11 protein-coding genes are annotated in these 24340 nt (G+C 75.3%); 3 read left to right on the top strand and 8 right to left on the bottom strand.

Annotated elements, in window-relative coordinates:
• Positions 1-6 precede the first annotated feature (6 nt).
• Genes Prum_RS01440 through Prum_RS01420 form a run of 5 tightly spaced genes read right to left on the bottom strand, consistent with a single transcriptional unit; the run spans position 7 to position 14378 of the window.
• A complete protein-coding gene (locus Prum_RS01440) occupies positions 7-3807 on the bottom strand; it encodes a hypothetical protein (RefSeq protein WP_173073275.1) in 3801 nt (1266 codons plus the stop codon).
• Positions 3798-5792 carry a VCBS repeat-containing protein gene (locus Prum_RS01435; RefSeq protein WP_173073273.1) on the bottom strand — a complete coding sequence of 665 codons (1995 nt, stop codon included), beginning with the start codon at positions 5790-5792 and terminating at the stop codon, positions 3798-3800. Before Prum_RS01435 ends, Prum_RS01440 begins: the two co-directional genes overlap by 10 nt.
• Positions 5789-8488 (bottom strand): hypothetical protein, encoded by a 2700-nt coding sequence (locus Prum_RS01430; RefSeq protein WP_173073271.1) that lies wholly within the window; start codon positions 8486-8488, stop codon positions 5789-5791. Before Prum_RS01430 ends, Prum_RS01435 begins: the two co-directional genes overlap by 4 nt.
• Positions 8485-11979, bottom strand: coding sequence for a DUF6603 domain-containing protein (locus Prum_RS01425; RefSeq protein WP_173073269.1), 3495 nt, complete (start codon positions 11977-11979; stop codon positions 8485-8487). The genes Prum_RS01430 and Prum_RS01425 overlap by 4 nt, the downstream gene beginning before the upstream one ends.
• Complete coding sequence (locus Prum_RS01420) at positions 11976-14378, bottom strand: metallophosphoesterase family protein (protein WP_173073267.1); 2403 nt, start codon at positions 14376-14378, stop codon at positions 11976-11978. The genes Prum_RS01425 and Prum_RS01420 overlap by 4 nt, the downstream gene beginning before the upstream one ends.
• A gap of 210 nt (positions 14379-14588) precedes the next feature.
• On the opposite strand from Prum_RS01420, the gene Prum_RS01415 reads away from it, so the two are divergent.
• Positions 14589-17555, top strand: a complete 2967-nt coding sequence (locus Prum_RS01415) for an AfsR/SARP family transcriptional regulator (protein ID WP_173073265.1) — start codon at positions 14589-14591, stop codon at positions 17553-17555.
• 5 nt (positions 17556-17560) lie between these two features.
• On the opposite strand, the gene Prum_RS01410 is transcribed toward Prum_RS01415, so the two are convergent.
• Positions 17561-18745, bottom strand: coding sequence for an MFS transporter (locus tag Prum_RS01410; RefSeq protein WP_173073263.1), 1185 nt, complete (start codon positions 18743-18745; stop codon positions 17561-17563).
• Positions 18746-18789: 44 nt separating this feature from the next.
• Positions 18790-20733 carry an MBL fold metallo-hydrolase gene (locus Prum_RS01405; protein ID WP_173073261.1) on the bottom strand — a complete coding sequence of 648 codons (1944 nt, stop codon included), beginning with the start codon at positions 20731-20733 and terminating at the stop codon, positions 18790-18792.
• A gap of 283 nt (positions 20734-21016) precedes the next feature.
• Between Prum_RS01405 and Prum_RS01400 the strand changes: the two genes are divergently transcribed.
• Together Prum_RS01400 and Prum_RS01395 are read left to right on the top strand one after the other, a co-directional pair.
• Positions 21017-22561 carry a carboxylesterase/lipase family protein gene (locus Prum_RS01400; protein WP_173073259.1) on the top strand — a complete coding sequence of 515 codons (1545 nt, stop codon included), beginning with the start codon at positions 21017-21019 and terminating at the stop codon, positions 22559-22561.
• A gap of 143 nt (positions 22562-22704) precedes the next feature.
• Complete coding sequence (locus Prum_RS01395) at positions 22705-23472, top strand: metallophosphoesterase family protein (protein ID WP_173073257.1); 768 nt, start codon at positions 22705-22707, stop codon at positions 23470-23472.
• A gap of 449 nt (positions 23473-23921) precedes the next feature.
• Here the strand turns inward: Prum_RS01395 and Prum_RS01390 are convergent, their stop codons facing one another.
• Positions 23922-24269: a fibronectin type III domain-containing protein gene (locus Prum_RS01390; RefSeq protein ID WP_173073255.1), complete on the bottom strand. Its 348-nt coding sequence runs from the start codon at positions 24267-24269 to the stop codon at positions 23922-23924.
• Positions 24270-24340: the final 71 nt, after the last annotated feature.

Genomic DNA, 24340 nt, shown 5'->3' with positions numbered 1-24340 from the left:
GGCTCCCTACGGGTGGGGCGGTACGGGCGGCGGGGCCAGCGGCAGGGTGGTCGCGACGGTGTCGCCGTGCGGATCGCCGCCGGTGTTGCGGGCGAGCAGGACGGCGGGGAACCAGTGGCCGGTGGGCGGGGCGCCGGCGGGCCCGACGCCGGCGTCGACGGCCCGCAGCCGGGCGAGCTCCAGGGTGTCGAGCACCACGTGTTCCAGCTCCTCGTCGTCCCAGCGGCGGGCGGGGTCGGCGGCGCACGCCAGCAGCAGCGCCTGCGGTGCGCGGGCGCCCGGGGCGTCGGCGTGGAAGACCACCCGGTGTCGTGCGTCGCGGCGGGTACGACCTCGACCCACTCGTCGACGTACAGGCCGGCGAACCGGGCGGCGGGATCGACCGGGCGGCCCGCCAGGACCAGCGCGATCGCGCCCGCCCCAGCCGCTGGCCGGGCGGGTCCGGCAGCGCCGCCCACCAGTCGCCGGGACGGGTGGGCAACTGGGCGACCGCGAGGCCGGCGCCGTCGCTCCCGGTGGCCTCGGCGAGCAGGCGCAGGTCGGCGAGGCGGGCGGCGCCGGCGCGCACGTACGCGACCTGTTCGAGCCAGTCGGCGACGGCCGGTTCCGGGGCGTCGCCGGCGCGGGCGGCGAGCCCGTCGGCGAGCGCGTCCGGGTCCGGCACGGTGAGCTCCGGCACGACGGTGAACGCGGGGCCGAACAGCGCGGCCAGCGCGCTGGCCGGGTCGGCGGCCTCCTGCGCCGCGGCCGCCCGGCCGGTCGCCGCGGCGGCGACCTGGCGGGCCTGCACGGCGAGCCCCGCCAGGTCCTCGACGCCGCTGCCGGCGGGACTGGCCGGGGCGGCGCCGTCGAGCCCGAACCCGGCAAGGCCGCGCAGCACGTCGCGGACCGCGTCCGCGTCGCCCGCGGCCGGCAGGCCGGTGGCGGCCACGCCGGGCGCCGGGTCCAGGTGGGTGGGCAGGTCGAGCAGGTTGTCCACGGTGTCGAACGTCGCCGCCGGCAGCTGGGGGTACGCGCCGGCGAGGACCGCGTGGCCGGCGCCCGGGTCGTCCAGCTGGAACGGGGAGCGCAGCGCGGCGATGGCGGTGTCGAGCGCGCCGGCGGCGGCGATGGCCGGGCCGGCCAGGTCACCGGTCTGGTGGCCGGCGTCGGGGCGGAGGCCAGCGGGGCCGGCAAGGTCGCCGGCCGCGGCGGGCCGGCCGTGGGCGAGCAGTTCCCGGGCGGCGCGGGCGACCTCGAGCACCTCGCCGATGGTGTAGCTGCCGGCCGGCCAGCCCGGGTCGCGTTCCAGGTCGAGGCGCACGGCGCCGCCGGCCGCGGCGGCCGGCGCGCTGGCCGCGGCGTGCAGCGCGAGCAGCCGCTCGAACTCCCCGCGGGCGCCGGCCGGGGCGTCCACCGCGTCGCTGCCGACCGGCTGCGCGGCGAGCTGGACCAGGTCGAGCGCGCACAGCCCGAGCGCGGCGAGCGTGAAGGTTTCCGCGGCGAGCTGGGCGCCGCCCGGTTCGTGCCAGCTCGCCCGCCAGCGGGCCTGGCCGGGGTCGGGCAACAGCATGGCGGCCCACGCGTCCAGCCGCGGCATCGCCTGGGCGCGCGGCTGGCCGCCGCCCCACCGCGCGACCGCCGCAGCGACGTTCTTGTCGGCCGGGTCGGGCAGCGTGACCAGCAGCCGGTGGGTGACGCCGATGCCGGCGGTGGGGGTGCGGATGACCGCTGGCTCGGCGGGCGGCACCTCCCCGCCGGCGAGGACGTCCAGCGCGCCGCCGGCGGCGGTCGCGTTGCCGTGGACGGCCTGGTGGACGGCCTCGGCGACGCCGAGGTCGCCGAGCGCGTCGACGGCGTCGCGCAGCTCGGCGAGCACCTCCAGCAGGCGTGCCTGGTCGGCGCTGCCCGCGGCGGGCAGCGCGACGTCGGCGCCGGCGGGTTGCCGCCCCACGGGATCGTGGACGCGGCGCGCAGCAGCGCGAGCCCGTCGACGACGACCGGGGCGGCGATCGCGTCCACGCTGGTGCCGGCGGGGACCGGGGTGCGTTTGCCGGCGGCGAGCGGCGCGAGCTGGCGCAGCGCCGGCAGGTAGCGGGCGAGCCCGAGCGCGGGCCGCTCGTGCAGGGCCCGTTCCAGCCGGTACCCGAGCAGCGCGCCGAGCTGGTGGCCGCCGTGGACGCCGGCGGCCAGTTCCACGGCCAGGCGCACCCGTCGCGAGGTGAGGTCGAGCGCGAGGCGCTGGCCGAGCGGCGCGCCGGCGTGCGTCAGGTACCCCGAGCGCAGCACCGCCGCGGTCGCGGCCTGGCCGACCGAGGGCGCGTGCAGGTACCCCTCGGACGCCGGCCGGGTGCGGGCCCGCAGGTCGGTGACGGCGCCGTACCCGCCGAGCTGGACGCCGGCCGGCCGGGCCCGCCGCATGGCGCGCAGGCGGTCGGTGGCGATCGCGGTCAGCCAGGCGTCGAGGCGGTGGCTGGCCACGTCCAGGGTCTCGCCGAGCGCCCGGGCCAGGACGTCCGCCGGGCGGGTCGCCAACCACCGCAGCGCCGCGCGCAGTTCGGCGAGCTCGACCACGCGCCGCCCGCCGGCGCCGTACGCGGCCAGCTGGTCGCCCTTCTCAGCCCGCCGCAGCAGCTCGCCCAGGACCTTCTGGACCGGCGGCTCACCCGGCCACTGCGGGTCGTTGCGGGGCAGGCGGGCGCGGTCCAGGTGGCGCCACGCGGTCGGCGTCGACGCGGGCGTGACCGGGTCGGGATCGCGCAGGTCGGCGAGGTCGACCAGCTCCGGCTCGGTCCACGGGGGCAGGTCGGCGCGGCCGCCGTCGGGCGGGCACACCGCGAGCGCGGCGTCCGCCCACGCCTGCAGGGTGGCGTGCCGCGCGAGCCGGTTGAGCAGCGGAGCGTCCGCCGGGAGCGTCCACGCGTGCAGGTCGCCGGGGCCGGCCTTGGCGGCGAACGCGAGGGCGCTGGCCGAGTCGGGCGCCGAGGTGCCGTCGCCGGCCAGCGCCCAGGGGAAGGTGACCGCCTGCGCCTCGAACGCGGCCCGGCCGAGGCGCGGCTTGCCGGCGGGGTTGCCGGCGCCGGGTGCGGCCGGGTCGAGCAGCCCCCAGGTCTCCGGCAACGGCCGGCTCGCCTGCCACAGGTCCTGGGCGTACCCGGTGAGGTCGAGGGTGCGGCCGGCGGCGAGCCACATGTTCGCGAGCAGCTGCGCACCGAGCAGGCCGCGCACGCGTACGTGTCCGGACACCGCGTCCGTGGCGAGCAGGTCGAGCAGGTCGTCGGTCGGGTCGGCGGCGCGCCCGACGCGCGGGACCGCCACGACACCGGCCCGCCAGGCGCCGCGCGCGCGTTCGGCGAGGTTGACCAGGCCGGTCGCGGTCGCGGTGCTGACCGCGGGGCTGCGGCCGGCCGCGGCGGCGGCGATCCCGGCGGCGATGACCGGTCCGGTGCCCGCGAACGGCATCCCCACCGTGTACGGGCCGTGCCAGCCGCCGGTGGGTGTCCCGCCGGCGTCCAGCGCGAGCCCGACCGCGTAGCGGGCCAGTTGCTGCCCGCCGTCCTCCACGACGGTGTGCACGACCAGGTCGGTGGCGCGCCCGTCGCCGTCGAGGTCGGCGAGCGCGACGCCGGCGCCGAGCAGCGTCTGTCCACCGTGGAGCGCGGCCGGTACGGCCTGCGGCGGGTTCCAGCGCTGTACGCCGCCGCCGTCGTCCAGGCTGTTGCCGACCCGGTAGGCCAGCTCCGGGCCGGCGGCGGTGGCGCGCACGTACGCCAGGACCAGATCGGTGCCGCCGCCGAGGTCGCCGGCGGCGGCGCCGGTCAGCCGCATGCCGGCACCGCTGCCGGGCACCTCGACCGGGGCCGACCAGCGCCCGCCGCCGCCGTCGGGGCGAGGTCGGTGACCACGCGTACGACCGTGCTCGGCGCGGGGAACGGCAGGACGGCTTGCTCCTGGGTGACCGTCACGAGCGAGGGACGGCCCTTCAGGGACGCGACCGCCACGCCGGCGGCGCCGCCGATCAGGGTCCGGCCCGGGGCCGGCGGCGGCAGCGGGTGCGGGCCGGTCCACAGGCCCGGTACGCCGTCCTCGTCCAGCCGCTGGCCGACCTGGTACACCGCGTCCCCGGCCCGGCGGGTGGTGAGCACGACCAGTTCGGCGTGCCCGTCGCCGTCGAGGTCGCCGGCGCCCGCGGCGAGCCCGTCGGTGCCCGCGTCGATGGGCAGCGGCGCGGGCCCGACCCAGCCGCCGGTCCAGGCCCCGCGCGCGTCGAGGTCCCAGCTGACCAGCAGCCACGCCTCCGCGATGCCACCGGCGAGGTTGAGCGTCACCGCGAACAGTTCGGGCTGGTCCGGCCAGGGCCGCCAGCGGTCGCTCGGCAGCACCGGCAGGACGCCGTACGGCTGATCGCCGACGCGCAGCGCCGGCAGCGGCCCGCGGCCGCGGACCGTGTCGAGCACGAACCGCCGCCACCCGCCGAGGTCCGCGTCCGCCTCGATCCCCTCGACGCCGGAAAGGAACTGGCGCAGGAAGTAGCCCCAACTCGCCGGCCAGGTGACCGCCGCCATCGCGGCGACGTCCCGCTGGTCGGCGCCGGCCGCGTGCTCCAGGCGCCCGAGGACGAACCGGTCGGAGTCGCCGGGGTGGCGCGGGTCGCGGTCCGGCAGGCCGAGCGCGGCGGCGAGCAGGTCGGCGTCGGAGCCGTCGCCGCGCGCGGCCACGGGCCGGCCGGTCCAGGCGGCGGCGCTGCGACCGCTGGACGGGTCCGTACGGGCGAGCGCGCGCGCCGCCGGAGTGTTGTTGGTGGGTGTGCCCTGCGGGACCAGATCCAGCCCCACACCGCCGAGCCGCGGCGCGAACTGGTGCGCGTCGAGCAGGTCGCGCAGGTGCCCGGCGGCCTCGGCGGCGGTGTCGGTGGCACGCACCCCGAACGCGGTGACGTCGACCCGGTCGATGGCGGTGGGGGTGTCGGGCCGGACGACGACCGCCATGCCGGCGTCGATCGCGGCCGGCAGCTCCGTCAGCCAGGACTGCGGGCTCCCGGCCTCGTCGGTGGGTGGGCCGGCGACCAGCGGCCGGGGGATCAGCTCGCCGCGCGCCTCACCCAGCCGGGCGCCGCCACGCCAGACGCGTACCACCCAGCGGTCGGGCAGCGCGGCGGCCAGCACGGCGCGTTCGTCGCCGGGCTGGCGGACCGGCGGATCGGGCAGGTCCGGCTCGGCGCCGGCGGTGGGCGGCAGGTTCGCCGGGGTGAGCACGCGCGCGACCCAGGCGGCCCGGGCCGGGCCCAGGCGGCCGGTGAGCTGGCGCCAGGCCGCCAGGGACTGCTGCTCGGCGTCCGGCGCCGCGCCGGCCTCGACCGCCCAGCGCTGCCGCCAGTAGTGCCGCCCGAGCTGGACCTCCGCGGCGGTGAGCCGTGGGTCGTGGGCGTCGAGGTGTACGTCGTCCGGGTACACCCGCACCACCAGCTCGTCACCGGCCGCCCCGTCGGTGCGCGCGCGGATGCGGGTCTCCAGCCGGACCGGAAGCAGCAGCAGCGGCACCGCCGGATCCAGGCTCGCGGGCAGCGCGTCCAGCCCGGCCTCGTACGCGTGGCGGGTGGCGCCGGCGGCCGCCCGTGCCGCGCCGAGCTGGATGGTGAGCTGGCTGATGCGCCGTTGCACCGCCAGGATCGCGCGCGCGTTGGGCGGCACCTGGGTAAGCAGGCGGGCCAGCTCGTCCCGCGCGGCGCGCAGCGCCTCCTCCACCCGCTCGACCTCGCGGGCGGCGGCGCGGGACTGGTCGCGGCGGGCGGTGTGCTCGGCGTACGTGCTCATGGCGGCGGCTCCGGCAACAGCGCGGCGGCGTGCACCGCCACGCGGTAGGGGCGCTGCTCGACGATGGCGGCGATCTGCGCGCTGGTGGCCGCCGTCGTGAAGTGCAGCCCGCGGGCGTCGGCGGCCGGGTCGACGGTGATCGGGTCGGTCGCCCCGAGCAGCGCGTGGCCGGAGCCGGACAGCGTGACGTCCGCCCAGGACAGGTCGCCCCACGTGCCGGTCGGCGCGGACGGCGCGCCGACGTCGAGCCCGAAGCGCGCCTCGGTCGGCTGCTGCTGGAACACGATGTACCAGCCCGGGTCGATGTCGCTGCCGCGGGCGTCGGCCGGGCTGATCCCGAACCCGAAGAACGTGACGTCGGGTGGGAGCGAGCCACCGAACAGCGGGTGCTCCTCCTGGGCGCCGTCCGGCAGGGTCGGGTCGCCGCCGGCGCCGGAGCGCCAGGCCGCCTTGGCGGCGTAGATGGTGGTACGCGGATACCGGCGCAGCAGCTCGCCCCGGACCAGCAGGACGAGTTGGGAGGCGGCCGGCCCGTTCCCGTCGGGCAGCCCGGCCGCGCCCAGCGGCTGGGTGAGCGGCCAGTCGGGGATCGGCCGGATGTCGTCGAGCCGGTCGCCGGCCAGCCGGGGCACGGCGCCGGCGCGGTCCCAGAAGCGGCGGAAGCAGGTGCCGCGCTGGTCGGTCGGGAAGCCGCGCCACAGCAGCTCGCGGCCGATCTCGTGGTTGAGGCCGGCCATCACCGCCTGGACGAACCACGGGTTGGTGCCGACCAGGCAGACGCTGTTGCCCGGCACCGCGTTGGCGTCCGGCAGCAGCAGGTCGGGGGCGAGCTCGGCGACCGCGCGGTACATCGGGGTGGGGAACTCGGGCGCGGCCAGGACCGGCTCGAGCGCGTCGGGCGGCGACCAGCCGGCGGGCAGGGTGAGGCGGGCGCGGATGCGAGCGGTGACCGCGCGCTCCGGGTCGAGCCCGGTGCGTACCGCCTTGGCGAGGTCGGCGACCGGCAGCGGGTCGGGCGGTGGCGGCGCGGAGCACGGCCCGAACCCCTTGGCGTGCTCGGCGAGCACCTTGCGGGTGACGGCGGCCAGGCCGCGATGCGGCTCGCGCCGGGGCCCCGGCTGCTTCGGCCACCATTCCGGTCCGGTGGTGCACACGCGCGGCAGGTCGAAACGTTCGCCGATCTGGTCGGTGCTGACCATCCCCGGCGGCCGGTCGGGAGCCCGGCCGACGAGCGGGCCGCCGGGCCCGCCGTCGCGGGCGTTCGCGCGCGCGATGAGCGCGGCGATCCCGGTCGGCCAGCGCCGGGCGAACGGCCCGCGCGGTCGCGCGATACGGCGCGCGGCCACGGTGAACAGCCCGGCCGGGACCCGCCGCGCCGCGACCCACGCGGCGACCGTGAACCCGCCGCCGGCGAGCAGCCTCGTGTGCGCCGGCCCGGCCAGCGCCAGCACGGTCGCGTCGGGCAGGGGCGCGAGGTGGCGGCGGTGCAGCCCGGCGCTCGCCTCGCGCGCGAACTGGCCCTGCCGCAGCAGCCGGTTGGCGCGTTCGATCTCGCCGGCCTGCGCCCACGCGGCCGCCATGAGCTGCTCCTGCCGGTCCTGGACGATGCGGGTGCCGAGGGCGGCGACGGCGCGCGCCGCGGGGTGCAGGTTCAGCTGGGCGAACCAGCCGGTGCCGCCGAGCGCGGACGCGGCGCGTACCCCGGCGTGCCAGCGCGCGTAGGCGGGCAGCGCGACCGGCAGGTCGGGATGGACCGGCGCGGTGCCGGGGATCTCAAGCAGGTCCCGCAGGCGGGCCGGGACCGCCGGGTCGACCGGTGGCGGCGTGTCGCCGCCGTTTCCGAGCGCACCGGGGACGCGGATCGTCCCGGCGTCGGGCATCCCGGCGGGCTGGCCGGTGACCTCGACGCGCAGGCCGGCGAGCGCGTCGGCGTCGAGCCCCTGGAAGCGCAGGCGGGCGACCAGTTCCTCGAAGTCGCCGACCGGGCCGGTCGCGAACTCCCAGGAGAAGTAGACCGGCAACTCGACGGCGGTCGTGCCCGCGTCCCAGGCGGGCAGGACCGGACCGGGGTCGACCGGCTGGCCGAGCCCCGCCTGGACGCCCTGCGCGAACGCCGGCACGAGCGCGGCGACGTACGCGGTGTCGCCGTCGAGCTTGCGGGGGCACAACAGCCGGGCGAGGGTACGGGCGGGCTCGTCGCCGGTGAGGATGGCCGCCGGCGTGCCCGTCCCGGTGACCTGCACATGCGTCCACGCCCACGACTGGGCGAGGTCGGGCAGTTCGGCGCCGGCGTCGTCGATGCCGAGCACCGGCAGCGGCTGGCGGCCGAGGTCCAGGCGGGCGGCGGCGCGGCGGACCGCGACGAGCACCAGCCAGGGGCGCAGCTGCCCGGCGGCGTTGGCCGTCGCGGGGGTGAACGCCCAGGGCAGGTCGGGCGCGTCCAGCTCGACGGCGGGAAAGTAGTTCGGCTCGAAGTCGGGGGTGCCGGGCGGTGGCTCGGTCCGGATCACCTGGCGCGCGTCGATGCCACCGACCTCGCCCGGCCCGTACAGGCGGGCGGTGACGGTCGCGGCCGGACCGGCGTTGACGGTCGCGGTCACCGCGAGCTCGGCGCGGCTGGGCAGGCCGGGCGCGTCGGCGACCGTGACCAGGGCCGCCGCGCCCTGGCGCCACCACGGCAGGTAGCGGCGGCTCATGGCGTGGCCGCCTCGTGGGAGCCGACGACCTGCAGCCCCGCCCCGGCGGCGGTGGCGAGGCGGGCAGCCTCGGCCTCGTAGCTGGAGGCGAAGCCGGCCGTGCCGGCCGCGGGCGCCATCGCGTCGTCGGTGACGATCCGGTACGCGGGCTCGGCGACCGCGATCCCCAGCGGGGCGCCGGCGAACGCCGCACCGCCGGTCGCCCGGGTCGGTGCCCGCGCCGCGGCACCGGCGTCGACGAGCGCGTCGAGGGTGGCGGCCGGCAACAGATAGGCCGGCAGGCCGCGGGTGAGACGCCCGTTGGTGGGGTTGACGACCGCGGTCTCGTACCGGTCGCTCGCGTCGACGGCCGCGGGGACCGTGGCCGTGCCGGCGGGCAGCCGTACGCCAGCCAGCCCGCTCGGCAGCTGGGGGAACTGCTCGCCGGTGAGCTTGGCGTCCTCGGACAGCGCGAAGAACTGGCCGGCGGGGAACGCGTCGCGGACGGTCTCGCCGCTCGCCGGGCGCCCCGCGACCGTGACCGCGACGGCGAGCGTGCGCGACTGCTCGGCGACCGGCGCCTCCGCGTAGCGGTCGATGCGTACGTTCAGCGGCACGACCTTCTGGGCGACGTCGAGCGCGCCCAGCGGGTGGACCAGTAGCTCGCCGGTGACGTCGCCGGGGTCGCGCACGGTGACGTTGCCGGGCCCGCCGCGGGGCAGCTGCGCCGACCAGTTGCCGGCGTCGCCGAGCGCGGCGATCAGGTCCACGACCGGGTCGGCGGCGGGGATGAACGGCGGTGGCGGCTCCTGACCGATGGTCTCGTCGAAGCCGATCCGCCGCTTGGCCCACAGGAACTCGAACTCGGCGTACCCGACCGCGTGCCACGGCTCGGGGCCGGACAGCGTGAGCGACAGCTCGGCGCCGAACAGGACCTTGCCGTTGCGGCGGATCGACGCACCGCCGGCGACGTCGACGATGAAGCTGAACTTCGGTGCGAGGTAGACCAGCGCGTCGAAGCCGATGAAGGCGAGCACCGACCACAGGCCGAGCGCGCCGAGGTCCACTTCGGCGTACACCTCCAGGCGGGCGCCCATCTGCACGCTGGTGGGGGTGAGCGCCATGTACGCCTCGACGCGCAGGCGCGGGTTGTCGCTGGTGGCGAGGCTGATCGCGACCCGCCCCAGCGCGGGGAAGCCGGGCGGGGGCGTGAAGCGCGGGTTGAAGCCGCCGGCGGAGAGGGCGAACGCGGGGGAGGCGCCGTAGTTGAGCCGGACCGCGAAGTCGCCGGTGATCGCGAACGCGGCGACCCGCGAGTCGTACAGGCTGGCGTCGACGCTCAGCTCGCTGGCGCCGAAGTCGAGGATGCCGATGACGGCGATGCGCAGCTCGACGACGGCGGCGTCCTCCGTCGGCAGCACGATGGTGGCCCGTCCGACCAGCGCGATCCGGATCGGGTTGGGCAGCTCGAGGATGATGCCGAGCTCCACCTTGATCAGGGTCGGGCTGCCCCAGCCGATCGCCACCATCAGTCCGATGAGGAACTGGCCCTCGGTGACCGGGAACATCGCCTCCAGGTCGCGGATGACCTTGGTGGCGTTGGCGACCGGGTCGGGCGGGAAGAGCACGGAGTCCAGCGCCCGGGTGCGGGCGGCGTTGCGCAGCGGCTCGACCGCCATCGAGCGGTTCACGCCGAGCAGGCCACCGACGCCGTTGAGCGTGAACCCGTAGCCGAGCTGGATCGGCGGGAACTCCACCGCGATGATGACCAGCAGGGAGAACCCTTCCCGGCCGTCGGGCATGCGGGTGGCGACCAGCCCGATCGCGGTGACCGAGAGGGTGTCGGCGATCTCCAGCTGGAGGATCCCCGCGTACCGACCGTTGGCGTGGTCGGCGAGGATGTAGCCGCCGCCGGTGACCGGACCGGCGTCCAGCACCAATCCCGCGCCGATCGGCGGGTGGAACCCGACCGCCAGGTTCGCCGGGCCGGCGTTGCCGCCGCCCTCGGGGAAGGTGACGTGGAAGTCCACGCCGATCTGCTCGACGCTGGCGTCCAGCGGACCGAGGTGCGCGCCGGCGGTCACCGCGGCGGTCAGCGTGATCCGGAACTGCTCGTCCTGCCCATCGCCGGCGGCGCCGGCCAGGGCGACGATCAGGTCGATCGTCTCCAGGTCGATGATCCCGAAGAAGCTCACGTGCACGGGGATCTGGACCTGTAGGCGCGCGGAGCCCTTGAAGTACAGGCCGCGCCGGGTCGAGTAGCCCACGCCCAGCTCGAACTCGCAGACGATCCCGCCGGGCGGGAGGATCTTGCCCAGGAAGCCGTCGCCGTCGCCCGCCGCGATCGCCAGCGCCGCGCCGCCGACCTCGGCGAGGAACCCGGCGTCGGGCGGTGCGTCGGCGGCGAGCAGCAGGTGGGCGCCCAGCCGGACGGTGCCGATCTCCAGGCGGGTGCCGTCCTCGCCGCCGAGCCGCAGCGCCGGGCCGGCCGCCCCGCCGCGCTCCAGCGTCAGCGACCCGCCGATCTCCGCACCGGCCCCGCTGACGACGACCTCGGAGAAGCTGAACGCGATCGTGCCGCCGGTGGCCTGGATCTCGCTGGTCACCGTCCACCCGCCGGCCTCGACGCTGAGCGTGAGGGCGCCGACCGGGGTGATGACCAGCCCCAGACCGCCGGCGTCGGCGGGGGACAGCGTGATGATCGCGCCGACGAGCGTCTCGCCCGGTTGCGTGTCCGGCCCGATCGGTACCAGCAGCATCGCGGTGGCGCCGGCGAGCGTCGCGCCGGCCGGGCCGAGCGTGCCGGCGTCCAGGTCGGCCGGATCCAGCACGTACACGCCACCGCCGAACGGCGCGACGAGATCGTCGAGGCGGGGGAACAGCTCGCCGGCCAGCAGCAGCGCCGCCGCCTCCTGGTCGCCGAGGTACGACCGCTTCAGCGCGTCGACGGGGTCGCTGAGCAGCGCGCCGAGCTGAGCGAAGTCGACGATCGGGGTGGCCTGCGGGAAGCGCAGCACCCGGCCGGTGTCCGCGTCGACCGTGTACGGGGCAAGTTCGGCGTCGGTGCGCGCCCGCACGACGCCGAGCAGCGCCAGCAGCGGCAGCGCGAACCGCGCGCGGCGTTCGAGGTAGCGCAGCACGATCAGGTTGAGCGCGTCGGTGACCAGCTGGACCGGGTCCAGCGGCGGATCGATCCCGGCCGGGAACGCGCCGGCGATCTCGCCGATCGCCTCGACCGCGGCGGGGATGGCGGCGGTCGCCTCCAGCACCGGCGCCAGGTCGTCCAGGCCGTCGGGCGGCAGCGGGATCTGGTCCAGGGCGTCCAGCGCCGTCTGGACCGCCTGGCCGAGCTGGGCGAGCTCCCCGATGGGGAACGCGGTGAGCCCGCCGAGGTCCAGACCCAGGTCGTAGAAGAGCCGTTCGAGGGCGAGGTCGTCGTCGATGGCGTCGGCCAGCGGCGCGAGCAGCAGCCGCAGCTCCGCGACGAGCACCTCGCCGAGGTTGCCGCTCATGGCAGCGGCCCCGGCGCCGTCGGGGTCGCCGGGTCGAGCCCGACCGTGAACGTGGTCGTCGCCTCCGGGGTCACCTCGTCGCGGAACCGCCACCAGCTCCGCTGGACCACCCGCAGGGGCACGCCGGCGCCGTCCAGCTCGATCCGCAGCTCCCCGACGTTGTTGCGCCCGACGATGTCGCGACCCTCGTCGTTGCGGAGGTTCGCGTTGTACGCGGCGTGCACGCCGGCCACCGCCGTGGTCCGAGCCGCCGCGTCGGCGGGCAGGTTCGTCAGGGTGGGCATCGGCGTGTCCTGGCCCGGAGCCGGTTTCTCACCGCGCAGGTACTCGACGCGGTAACGCCACTCCGGCTGGACCGCGACGTGGCTGCCGCTGGGCATCCGGGCGAGGTCGACCACCGCGGGCGTGCCGTTCCAGCCGGGTGGCCAGCGGCTGGCGCTGATCGGCCGTCCGCCGCCGCCGACCTCGAGGTTGCTGGTCTGCGGCGTCGCCCAGCAGACCAGATCGAGCCGCCGGCCGACGTTCTGGACGAAGAACTGGTTGTATCCGCCGGTGTGCAGGCGGATGGTGTCGGCGAACAACGCGTCGGAGGTCTGGTTCTTCAACGCGCTGGAGTTCATCTGGACGATGGCGGCGGCGATCGGCGCCGCCTGCTGTGCCTGCCCGTACGGGCGCGTCGCCCAGTACGTCATGCGCGCGGCGAACGTGTAGTGGACGTCGCCGGACAGCACCACGACCCGCCGGCGCCGGATCGCCAGGGCGCCGAGCAGCCGCTGGTAGGCGTCCTCGTTGAGGCTCCACGCCTCCACGTCGTTCGCCCAGACGTCGTCGCCGGTCGCGGCCCGCTGCTTGTCCTCGATGAACGGCAGTCCCAGCACCGGCGTCTGGGCGATCACGATGGTGACGCGCAGGTTCGGGTCGTCGGGCTGGTTGGTCACCTGCTCGGCGATCGCGGCGGTGCTGAGCAGCCCGGCCGCGCGGGTGTCCGCGCCGACCGGGTACGCGCGGGCGGTCCGGCAGTCCAGGGCGAGCACCTCGTAGCGTCCACCGGCCGGCGCGACCCGGTAGTGCCAGCGCAGCGCGCCCGCCGGCCTGGTCAGCGCGGTGGCGTTGGCCGCGAGCGCGGCGGGCGGCAGGCCGACGCGGGTGGCGATCGCGGTGTCGTGGGCGTCGCCGCTCGTCCCGCGCCAACTGGTGGCGGCCGCCAGCAGCGCCCGGCCCGGCTCACCCGCGGTGCCCGTCGCGGCGAACTGCTCGGGCGTGCTTCCCCACGCCTGGAACAGCGCGTACGCCAGCAGCCCGTTCTGCACCACGCGCCGGCCGAGCGGCTTGTCGAGCAGCCCGCCCGTGGGCCGCCGGGCCGCCTGTTCCGGCCCCACCCAACGGCGGTTCATGTACCAGTCGTCGGTGATCTCGTGGTCGTCGAAGACCATGTAGGTCGGCACGTTGGCGAGGACCCGGCGCACCACCGGCAACGTGGTCCGGAACGAGGCGATCCGCGCCCGTTCGCGCCCGAGCGCCGTCAGGTTGGTCGCCGTGCCCACGTCCGCGTCCGTCGGCAGGTCTGCCGGCCACAGCACCGGCGACCACGCGAACAGATACATCGCCGCGAACTCCCCGAAGCGCATCAGGTGGCTCTTGGGGTAGCCGGCCGTCGGGATCCCGGAGGTCAGGCCGGCGGCGAGCGTGAGCGAGGCCCGCGCACCCGGTGTGAGCAGTGCCGCGTTCGAGCCGGGCAGCGTCTCCTGCCAACCCAGCAGCGCCGAGGCCGCGTCCACCAGCAGGTAGAGCAGCACGTCGGCCACGTCGTCGGCGTAGATCTGGTCGCCGGTCAGGAAGAGCTGGTGCGGGCGGGCCCGCGCGAACGCGGGCGTGGTCGCGTCGGTGCCGGCCTCGGCGATCATGTCGTCGAGCGCGGTGAGCGCGTCGATCGACTCGCCGTGCGGCTTGCGGCAGCTCGCGTGCACCAGCCGTACCTGGTCGAGCGCGGCGGGCGCGAGCGAGAAGCTCGGCAGGTCGGCGCCGGGAAGGGCGAGCGGGTTCGTGGTCGCCGCCAGAGCGAGGACCCCCGCGGACGCGAGCGTCAGCCCGCCGCCGAGGTCCAAGTCGTAGTAGTAGGTGGTCTCGGGGACCAGCTTCGCCACCGGCGGGGAGCTCGCGGCGGTGACGGCGACGACGTGCAGGCTGCTCCCGAGCGGGACGGTCGCCCGGCTTCCCTCGAACACCGTCGTGCGAATGCCGCCGGTGCCGGCGTACACCTTCAGGGTGACGGTGCGGGCCTCGCGCAACGCGACGAAGACGGTGACCTGGTCGGCGGCGACGTGCCGAAGGATCGGGCCGGCGAGCACGAGCGGAATCGCGTTTCCGGAGAGCCTCTGCGCGAGCGGGACGAAAGCCACAGTGCCCCCAAACGCCTGGTGAGATGCCAGACCGCCGGATCACGCTAAGCCCTCGCCGCGGCCGGTACAACGCCGCCTTTTCGCTATGTGCTGGCCGTGTACATTTCGGCCTTTGGCCCTCGCCACCCGAAAGCGGAAGTCCGTTCGTCATGAAGCCGGAATGAAGTCGCCGGGCGTTACCGTCGCCTCGCGACTGCGTACGGGGGATCAATGGAATTCCGCCTCCTGGGGGCGCCCGAGGTCTGGGTGGACGGCCAGCGGCTGGAGCTGAACGCCACCAAGCCGATGGCGCTCCTCGCGGCCGGCCTGCTGCGGGCCAACCGGATCGTGTCGATGCCGTCGCTGGTGGACGCGATCTGGGGCGATGCCCCGCCGGCGACCGCCGCGGCGCTGGTCCAGTCGTACGTGTCGCACCTGCGGCGCAGCCTGCACACCGGTGGCCGGCGGGTCATCGTGACGCGCCATCCCGGGTACCTGTTCGACGTCGGGCCGGAGGCGGTGGACGTGGCCCGGTTCGAGGCGCTCGCCGCCGACGGGCGCGCGGCGGCGGCCGGTGGCCGGTACGGGCCGGCGGCCGAGACGCTGCGGTCGGCGCTGGCGATGTGGCGAGGACCGGCGCTGGACGGCCTGAACAGCGGGGTCCTGCGACAGGCGGCCCACGGCCTGGAGGAGCTGCGGCTCACCGTCGTCGAGGAGCGGGTCGCGGCGGAGCTGCGGCTGGGGCGGCTGGCCGAGCTGGCTGCCGAGCTCGCCACGCTGGTGACCGCGTACCCACTGCGGGAGACGCTGCGCGCGCAGCAGATGCTCGTGCTGTACCGGCTGGGCCGGCAGGCCGACGCGCTGGAGGCGTACCGCCGGGCCCGGCAGCTGCTGCGCGAGGAGTTGGGCGTGGAGCCCGGCACGGAGCTGCGCCGGCTGCACCAGGCGATCCTGCGGGAGGATCCGGACCTCGCAGCACCGGGCGGCGAGGTGGTCGCCGCCGAGCCGCCGGCCGCCCGCGGCGCTCCCGATCGGACACCCCGGCAGCTGCCGACCCAGCCGGGCGAGCTGGTCGCCCGCGACCGGGAAGAGGCGGCGCTGAGCACGGCGCTGCGGGCCGCGGCCACCGGCGACCGGCCGGTCTGCTGCGCCATCACCGGCAAGGCGGGCAGCGGCAAGACCGCCCTGGCGAACGCGGTCGCCCACGCGGTGAGCGACGCGTTCCCGGACGGCCAGCTGTACGCCGCGTTCGGCGGAACCGGAAGCGGAGCCGGAGCCGGGATGGCGGAGGCCCGCGAGGTTCTCGGCGCGTTCCTGCGCGCGCTCGGCGAACCGGCGGCGCAGCTACCCGAGTCCATTGAGGAGCGTGCCGCCCTCTTCCGCAGCCGCACCGCCGGACGCCGGGTGCTCGTCGTGCTGGACAACGCCGGCTCGGAGGCGCAGATCCGGCCGCTGCTACCGGCCCACGCCGGCAGCGCGGTGCTGCTCACCAGCCGCACCGCGCTGCTGGGCCTGGAGGCGCGGTGCCACCTGGCACTGGACGTGCTGCCGCCGGACGACGCCCGGCGCCTGCTGTCCCGGCTGGTCGGGGACGACCGGGTGGCGGCCGAGCCGGACGCGGCCGAGGAGATCGTCCGGCTGTGCGGCGGGCTCCCGCTGGCGATCCGCACGGTCGGTGCCCGGCTGGCCCTGCGGCGGCGGTGGCCGCTGAGTGTGCTGGCCGGCCGGCTCCGCGACGAGCACCGGCGTTTGGATGAGTTGGTGGCCGGGGATCTGGAGGTGCGGGCCAGCCTGCAACTGAGCTACGGCAGCATGGCCGACCCGGTCCGGCTGGCCTTCCGCCGGCTCGGTGTGGTCGGCCCGGCCCAGTTCTCGCCGTGGCTGCTCGCCCCGCTGCTCGACGTGGGCGCGGACAAGGCCGAGTACGTCGCCGACCTGCTCACCGACGCCCTGGTCGTCGACGCCACCGGGGTCGCCGTCGACGGCCAGCCGCGGTACGCCATCCACGAGCTGACCCGCCTGTTCGCCCGCGAACGCGCCGACGCGGAAGAGCCGGCGCGGGAGCAGCGGCGGGCGGTGGAACGCCTCGGCGCACTGCTGCTCGACATCATCGGCGAGCTGCGGGACGACACCCAGGCATGGCTCGACCAGGAAAGCTCCGTACTGGTGCAGACGGTCACCCGGGCGAGCCAGCTCGGCCTGCACCGGCTGGCCTGCGAGCTGAGCACGGCGCTGTTCTCCTCGTTCCGGCTGCGCAACAGCTTCGACGCGTGGTGGCGTACCCACGAGGCCGCGCTCGACGCCGCCCGAGCCGCCGGCGACCGGCTCAGCGAGGCCATCCTCCTACGTGGACTGGGTCACCTGCGATACGAGCAGGACCGTCTGGTCGACGCCGCCGGCTACTACGGCCACGCGCTCGCCCTGCTCCGGGCCGAAGGCGACCAGCGCGGCCAAGCCGGCTGCCTGATCGGCATGGCCGTCGCGTACCGCGAACTGGGCCGGTTCGGGCCGGCGCGGCGGCTGATCGCGGACGCCGCCGAGCTCTACACCGGCCTCGACGACGGCCTGGGCCTCGCCAAATGCGCCTACGGCACGGGCTACATCGACCGGGAGGTCGGCGACTACGCCGGCTCCCTGGCGGCGCTGGACCGCGCGCTGGCCGGGTACCGGGCGGCCGGCAACCGGCGCGGCGAGGGCCTGACCCTGCGGGGGATAGGACTCACCCATCGGGCCGCCGGCGCGCTCGCCGAGGCCGAACGACTGTCGGTCGAGGCGGTCGACGTGCTCGCCGGCATCGGGAACGAACTGCTCCTGGCGTACGGCCGGCAGAGCCTGGCGAAGGTCCACATCAGACAGGGCCGGGGCGACCTGGCCGAGCGCCCCCTGCGCGAGGCCCTCGCCGTCTGCACCGCCCTCGGCGACCGTTTCGGCGAAGCCCTGGTGCATCGGACGATCGGCGAGTTGTACCTGGCCGGCGGCGACCTCGACCGGGCCGCCGGGCACCTGCGCGCCGCGCGGCAGCGCTGGGCCGCGTCGGGCTTGGACCTGTTTCGCGCCCGCGCCGAGCGCGACCTGGCCGAGGTGCACCGGCGGCGCGGCGACCACGCCACCGCCCGGGAGCTGCGGGTACGGGCGCTGGAGACGTTCGAGCGGTGCGGCACGCGCGAACGGGCCGAACTTGCCGTACAGCCGCACTGAGCCGCTCATGTTCCGGCGGCCACGGTCGCTGGCTGCCGGTTCACGGCCCGTATCCGCAGCGAGGTCAGCGCCGCGCCGGCGAAGCAGACCGCGACGACCAGCCACGCCCACCCGTACCCCGACCGATCGGCCACCACCCCGAACAGCGCGGGACCCACCACGAAGCCGCCGAAGAAGCCGACCGACACCAGGCCCGACGCGTGCCCCGTCGGGCCGCCGCGCCGGACCACCGCCAGCATCGAGATCGCGTTCGCCGCGGTGGCCGAGCCGCCGACCCCGACCGCGCCGAGCCAGACCAATCCGGACCACACCGGCCCGGATGCCCAGAGCAGTGACGCCGCGCCGACCGCGGCGGCCGGCAGCCAGGCCAGCGCCACCGTCAGGTCCGCCAGCCGATCGGCCCACCGGCCCCACAACACCCGCGACACCAGGCCGGTGACCCCGAGCGCCGCCAGCACCATCCCACCGGTCCACTCGGCGAGGCCGAGCCGCTGCACCGCGTACAGCGACAGGTAGGTGGTCACCGCCGACAGCCCGGCGCCGAGCAGCAACGAGTAGGCCACCAGCCAGCGCAGCCACCGCGACGGCGCCGACCACCGCCGCCGCCCCGCGCCGCGGCCCGGCCCGCGGGCCGGCACCAGCCGCCACACCACCACCAGCAGGACCGCCGGCAGCGTCGCCGTCCAGCCCAGCGCGGCCCGCCACCCGCCGGCCGCCGCGACCACCGGCAGCACCAATCCGGTACCGAACGCCGCCACCTGTACGCCGGCCTGCTTCACCCCGATCGCCGCGCCCCGCCGGTCGGACGGCGTCGCCCCGGCGACCAGTACGTTGGTCGCCGGGTTCGCCAGCGCCTGCCCCAACCCGGCCACCGCGACCGCCACCGCCAGAACGACGTACGTCCCGGCCGCGGCGGCCCCCAGCAGCCCGGTGGCCACGGCGAGGCACAGCAGCACCAGTCCGATCCGCGCCCCGAGCAGGTCGACCAGATGCCCGGCCACCACGGATCCGCCGGCCGCGACCGCGAAGGCCGCGGTGACCAGGCCACCGACCGCCGCCCGGGACAGTCCCATGTCGGCGACCAGGAACGGCGCCAACGCCGCCACCCCGTACTGCACCAGCGCCGAGACCGCCATCGCGCCCATCGCCGTAGCCGCGGTCAGCCGCCACCGGTCGCCCGCTATGCCCACCCCGGAACGATATCGGCATCCGTCCCTGTCGACTGACCAGCGAGTCAGTGCGGCACGAACACCCAGGCGAGGAGTTCGCCGCTGCCCGAGGTGAAGGCGTCGTAGCCGGGCTGGGGAGAGGTGACCGGCTGGCCGGTTGTCGCGGCCCACAGGGAGTCGACGTACCCGGGGCGGGTCAGCCATTGGTGGTTGTGGGCCGTGTAGATGGTGTCGTAGCGGCCGGTCGTCTTGGCCCGCCACACGTCCAGCGCGGTGCGGAACGCGTCGCGGGAGGAGCCGAGCGTCAACCCGCGGGTGCCCTGGATGCCCAGGGCGTCGCCGGCGAACAGCACCCGGGACACCGGGTCGAGCAGGGTGATCGAGTCGGTCCGGCGTCCGGGCAACGCGTGCACTTCCAGGCTCACCCGGCGGTGGGCCTGGTCCCGGCCGATGCCGATCCGGTCGCCGTCGCGCAGGTACGTGACGGGACCGGACCGTCTTCTCGGGACGGGCACGCCGGCGGGCGCCATCAGGGGTTGGCCGTCGAACTGCCCGATGCCGTCGAGGCTGGCCGGGTCGCCGTCGGTCAGGACGACGTCGAGCCGGGAGCGGCCGGCGAGCCGCTTGGCGTACCGGATGAGCCCGGGCGCGCTGCGGCCGGACGCGATGAGCAGCGCGCGTTCCGTTCCGCTGATGAGGAAGGCGGACTCGTCGGCCGAGTCCCGGATCATGACCAGCCCGGTCTTGATGTTGTTGAGGAAGGCGTAGGGGCCGTCGAGGAACGGGTCGGTGGGGTAGCGCGACGGGATGCGGACGCCGTGGAAGCGGCTCAGGTCCCCGTTGCCGCCGGTGGGTCCGCCGGGGTAGAGGTTCGCCAGGCTGTAAACCATCCGGGCGGCGCCGCCGCTGATCCACACGGTCTCCCGGCCGACTTCGTGGTACGGGTCGGCGAGGATGCCGCCGTCCAGGGCGCCTTCCGCGGCCCCGATCATGTCGTCGAGGTAGCCCAGGTCCAGCGGCCGGCCGTTGATCGGCGGCGCGGCCCGGCCGAACTGCCGGATCTGGTAGAAGTGCGCGGGCAGCAGGGCCAGACCGTGCAGCGGCTGGAGCTCGCGGCGCAGGGTCCGCAGCATGACGGCGTATTTGCTGGTGGTCGCGGTCGCGAAGTGCGCCCAGACGTACGCCGAGCCGATCGCGTCGCCGGTGGCCAGTATCCGGCTGTGCGCGTCGAGGTAGCCCGTCGATCCCGCCGTGTGGCCGTACATCGCGACGACGTCGATCCGCCGGCCGCCGAGGTCGATCGCGCTGACCGTCTGCCCGGAACCGTTCGGGGTGGTGCCGCCGTCCTGCCGGACCGGTACCCAGTTCGCGGTGGCGGTGGGACGCCAGTCCAGGTCCGGGTAGTACACGGTCCGGTCCGTCATCTGGGAGACCTTGCCCGTGTGGTCGCCGTGCAGGTGGGTGATGGCGACGTCGAAGTCGACCGGATCTGGCCTGACGGCGCCGTCGTCCTCGTGGCCGAGCAGATGCCTGACGACCGTCTTCAGGTCGTTGACCCCCATCGTCTCCGGGGTGTTGATCGCCGTGTCCACGAGCAGCGCCCGATCATCCCCTTCGAACAGCCACATCGTGGACCCTTGCGCGTACTGGCTGCCGTCCGGGCGGGGGGCGAGCTTCTGCATGTTCTCGATGCGCCAGGTGCGGTGCCCGCGGTCGCTGACCGCGATCCGGTACGCGGTGTAGGCGCCCCACGGGTTGGCGGCGGCGAAACCGTCGCCCTTCGGCCTGCCGTACTCGTCGGTGGCGACGTCGACGAAGCCGGGAACCAGGTCGTACCAACGGATGCGCCCGCGCGGACCCGGCCGCCCGCCGTCGGCGAGCGCGGGGCTCGCGAGCCCGCCGGCGGTGGCGGTGCCGGCCGCGAGCGCGGCAGCGGCGGCCAGGATGTTCCTGCGGCTGAACGTCGCCGCGGTATGCGTTCCACAACACGATGTCTCGTCGTGAGTCACTTCTGCGTCAACTCCCATAGGAAGACGGGGTCAAGCGGTGGCTCAGGCGAGTACGCGGAACATACCTGGGCCCGGGGAACCGCGCAACGGGTTGCGGTGGCAACGCGTTCGTAATATGTTCTGGCACACAACAAAGCTGCCTCCCCGGCCTCGGCCGGCCGGGGAGGCATCAGCGCCGCGACCGTTCCACCCGGGCAGCCGCCCGGTCTACTCGCCTGAACCGGCACTCCCATCAGGCAAGGAGAGAACAGTCGTGCGCGTACGCAGAGTCTCGTTACCGCGCTTGGCAGCGTTGACCGCAGCCGCGGCCGCTTTGGTCCTCACGAACACCGCCTCCGGCGGCACGGCGCAAGCCACCGGGCGCGGCGGCGCCGACCCCGTCGTCAAAGTCCAGAGTGGACTCGTGCGCGGCGCCGCCGAGCCGGGGTACGACCAGTTCCTCGGCGTGCCCTACGCGGCACCGCCGGTACGGGAGCTGCGGTTCGCCCCGCCGGCCACACCCGCCTCCTGGCAAGGGGTCCGGGCGGCGGACCGGCAGGCGCCGGCCTGCCTACAGTTCGAGCCGACCGGCATCCGCGAGGAGCAGGCGGTCAGCGAGGACTGCCTCTACCTGGACCTCTACCGGCCGAGCAAGGCGGCCAAGGGAGCGAAGCTGCCGGTCCTGGTGTGGTTCCACGGCGGCGGAAACACGCAGGGCACCGGCGTCATCTACGGCGGTGGTACCCCGGCCGCCCAGACCAACACCATCGTCATCTCGATCAACTACCGGCTGGGCGCGCTCGGCTTCCTCGCCCACCCGGCCCTGAGCGCGGTCACGCCCGGCGGGTCCGGCAACTACGGACTGATGGACCAGTTGGCATCGCTGAAATGGGTCCGGGACAACGTCGCCGGCTTCGGCGGCGACCCCGCCAACGTGACCATCTACGGCCAGTCCGCCGGCGGCGGGGGCGTGTGCAACATGCTGACCATCCCGTCCGCCCGGGGCCTGTTCCACCGGGCCATCGTGCAAAGCTCCGCCTGCCTGAACCCGCGCACCACCCTCGCGGCCGGCGAGCAGAGCGGCCTGCGGTTCGCCGAGGCGGTCGGCTGCACCGACGCGGTCACCGTCGTGGAGTGCCTGCGCAAGGCGTGGCCGGGCCGGCTCGTCGCCAACCAGGCCAACTACCTGGGTGGACCCAAGATGGGCGGCGCGCTGTTTCCCCGGTCGTTCGCGGACGTGGTCGCCGACGGCACCTGGAACGCGGTCCCCATCATGACCGGCAGCACCCGTTCGGAGAACCGCCTGCTGTCGACCGCCCTGGCCGGGATCACGCCGCAGGGGTACGTGGACCGGGTCAACGCCACCTACGGCGCCAAGGCGGCCCGCGTCCTGGAGCTGTACCCGTTGAGCGGCTTCAAGAGCCCGTACGACGCCATCACCCAGGTGCAGACCGACGCGGGCACCGCCTGCCGCACCGAGCTGACCGTGCGCGCCGCGTCGGCCACCGTGCCGGTGTACCGGTACGAGTTCAACGACCCGACCTCACCGACGCTCTACGGGTTCGCCATCCCCGGCGAGGACATGTCCAACGGGCACAGCGCCGAACTGGCGTACCTGTTCGACTTCACCCTGGGCGAACGGCCACTGACCGCGACGCAGGAGCGGCTGTCGGACCAGATGATGCGCTATTGGGGCGCCTTCGCCCGTACCGGAAACCCCAACCACCGCGGCGCCCCGGCGTGGCCCACCTACGGCGCCGCGCAGAACGTGATGCAACTGCGCACCGGCGGCGCCAGCAAGGTGATCACCACGCTCGCGGCCGAGCACAACTGCGCCTTCTGGCTCTAGGCCGTTTCCCCGTCGATCAAGGGCATATGGCCGTGGTTCGATCTCTGATCCACGACCGTTCGCCCTTGATCGGCGGGAAAGTCCTTGATCGGGTACGCCGGCGTCGGCGGCCTACAGTGGTACGCCGAGGCAGAGGAGTTCCGATGAGGGTCGCGGTGCTGACTGACATCCACGGCAACCTCCCCGCCCTGGACGCGGTCCTCGAAGAGGTGGACGCCGCGGGCGTGGACGCCATAGTGCTCAACGGCGACCTGGCGAGCGGGCCGATGCCGGCGCAGACCCTGGACCGGCTCGCCGCGCTGGGCGACCGGGCGATCTGGGTGCGCGGCAACGCCGACCGCGAGCTCGTCGCCGCCTACGACGGCACGCCCGACGGCACCCTGCCCGAAGCCGCCCGCCCGCCGACCGCGTACGCCGCGTCCCGGCTGACCCGCGCGCACCGGGATCGGCTCGCCGGCCTGCCGCTGTCGGTCCGCCTCGATGTGACCGGACTCGGGCCGGTACGGTTCTGCCACGCCACCAGCCGCAGCGACACCGAGATCGTGCTCGTCGACTCGCCGGTCGCGCGGTACCGGGACGCCTTCGCCGACGCATCCGAACCGACCGTCGTGCTCGGCCACACCCACATGCCGTTCGACCGGCTCGTCGACCGCCGCCGCTTCGTCAACCCCGGCAGCGTCGGCATGCCGTACGGCCACACCGGCGCGCACTGGGCGCTGCTTGGCCCGCACGTCACCCTGCGCCGCGCCGACTACGACACCGGCGCCGCCGCCCGCACGCTACGCGCCAGCGCACCCGACTACCCGGGCATCGAGGAGTTCATCGCCGAGAACGTCCAGACCGTCCCCTCCGACGCCGAAGCCCTAGCGATCTTCACCGAGTGGAGCACCACAGCCGACGCGGAGATGTGATCGTGGCGAGGAACTTCCCCTACAGGGGCAGAACCTCGCCACGGACCACCGAGCAGCCACCGCGGCTGGCCCCATCACCCACGCGGCGCCGGGGAAGGGCCAGCTCGACTTGTCGACAAGGGTGATATGCCCCTTTGCCTCCCTTGAAGAGTGGCCTGCCCATCGACACACGTATAGATCTTGGTAAATTAGCGCTGCTCCAGCGACGATTTGCCCCCAAGATCTACCAAGATGGCCGCCCAAGTGCGGCAGATCGCCCGCATGAAGATACTTTCGCCATGATCGCGCCGCGACACCACGTCAAGGGAATCCTGCGGCCCACCAATGCCCAAGATCTGTCGCGGGCGGCCATCCGATCTTTCTTGGTGGGGCACGGAGAGATCTTGTGGGGAGAAATGCCCGACATAGCCGGGCACAAGATCCCGGTATGGCCCACCAAGTAAGATCCGTCAGCTCAGCGGGGCGGTGATCGTGACCGGCGGCGACAGGTCGCTGATGGTGTAGCCGGAGAACGCCAGGGGAACGGCGTAGACGGCGAAGGTGGATGTGCCGCCCGGGGTCAGGCCGACGACGAAGGTGTTTGTCGGCATCGACGCGTAGCCCTGCCAGGCGCCGTTGACAAGCTGCTTCATCGAGAACCGGAACACCGGACCGGACGGCCCGGTCCAGGTGAGCCGCGCGCTCGTCGGCGTCAGCTCCGACACGACCGGCTGGCTGGGCGGGTCCAGCGGGGTGAGGGTGGCGGTGGACGCGACCGCCGGCGGGCCGGCGAGGGCCACCTCGGCGGGGCCAACCAAGCCGCCGGCCAAGACTATTGCCGCTGTGAGAACGAGTGTCAGCCTGCCGCGAACCATGGGCCCTCCTGCCA

It is taken from the genome of Phytohabitans rumicis (assembly GCF_011764445.1).
GTDB classification, from domain to species: Bacteria; Actinomycetota; Actinomycetes; order Mycobacteriales; family Micromonosporaceae; genus Phytohabitans; species Phytohabitans rumicis.
The sequence above is the reverse complement of the archived record's forward strand: the minus strand, read 5'-3'. Positions and strand labels throughout refer to the sequence as shown.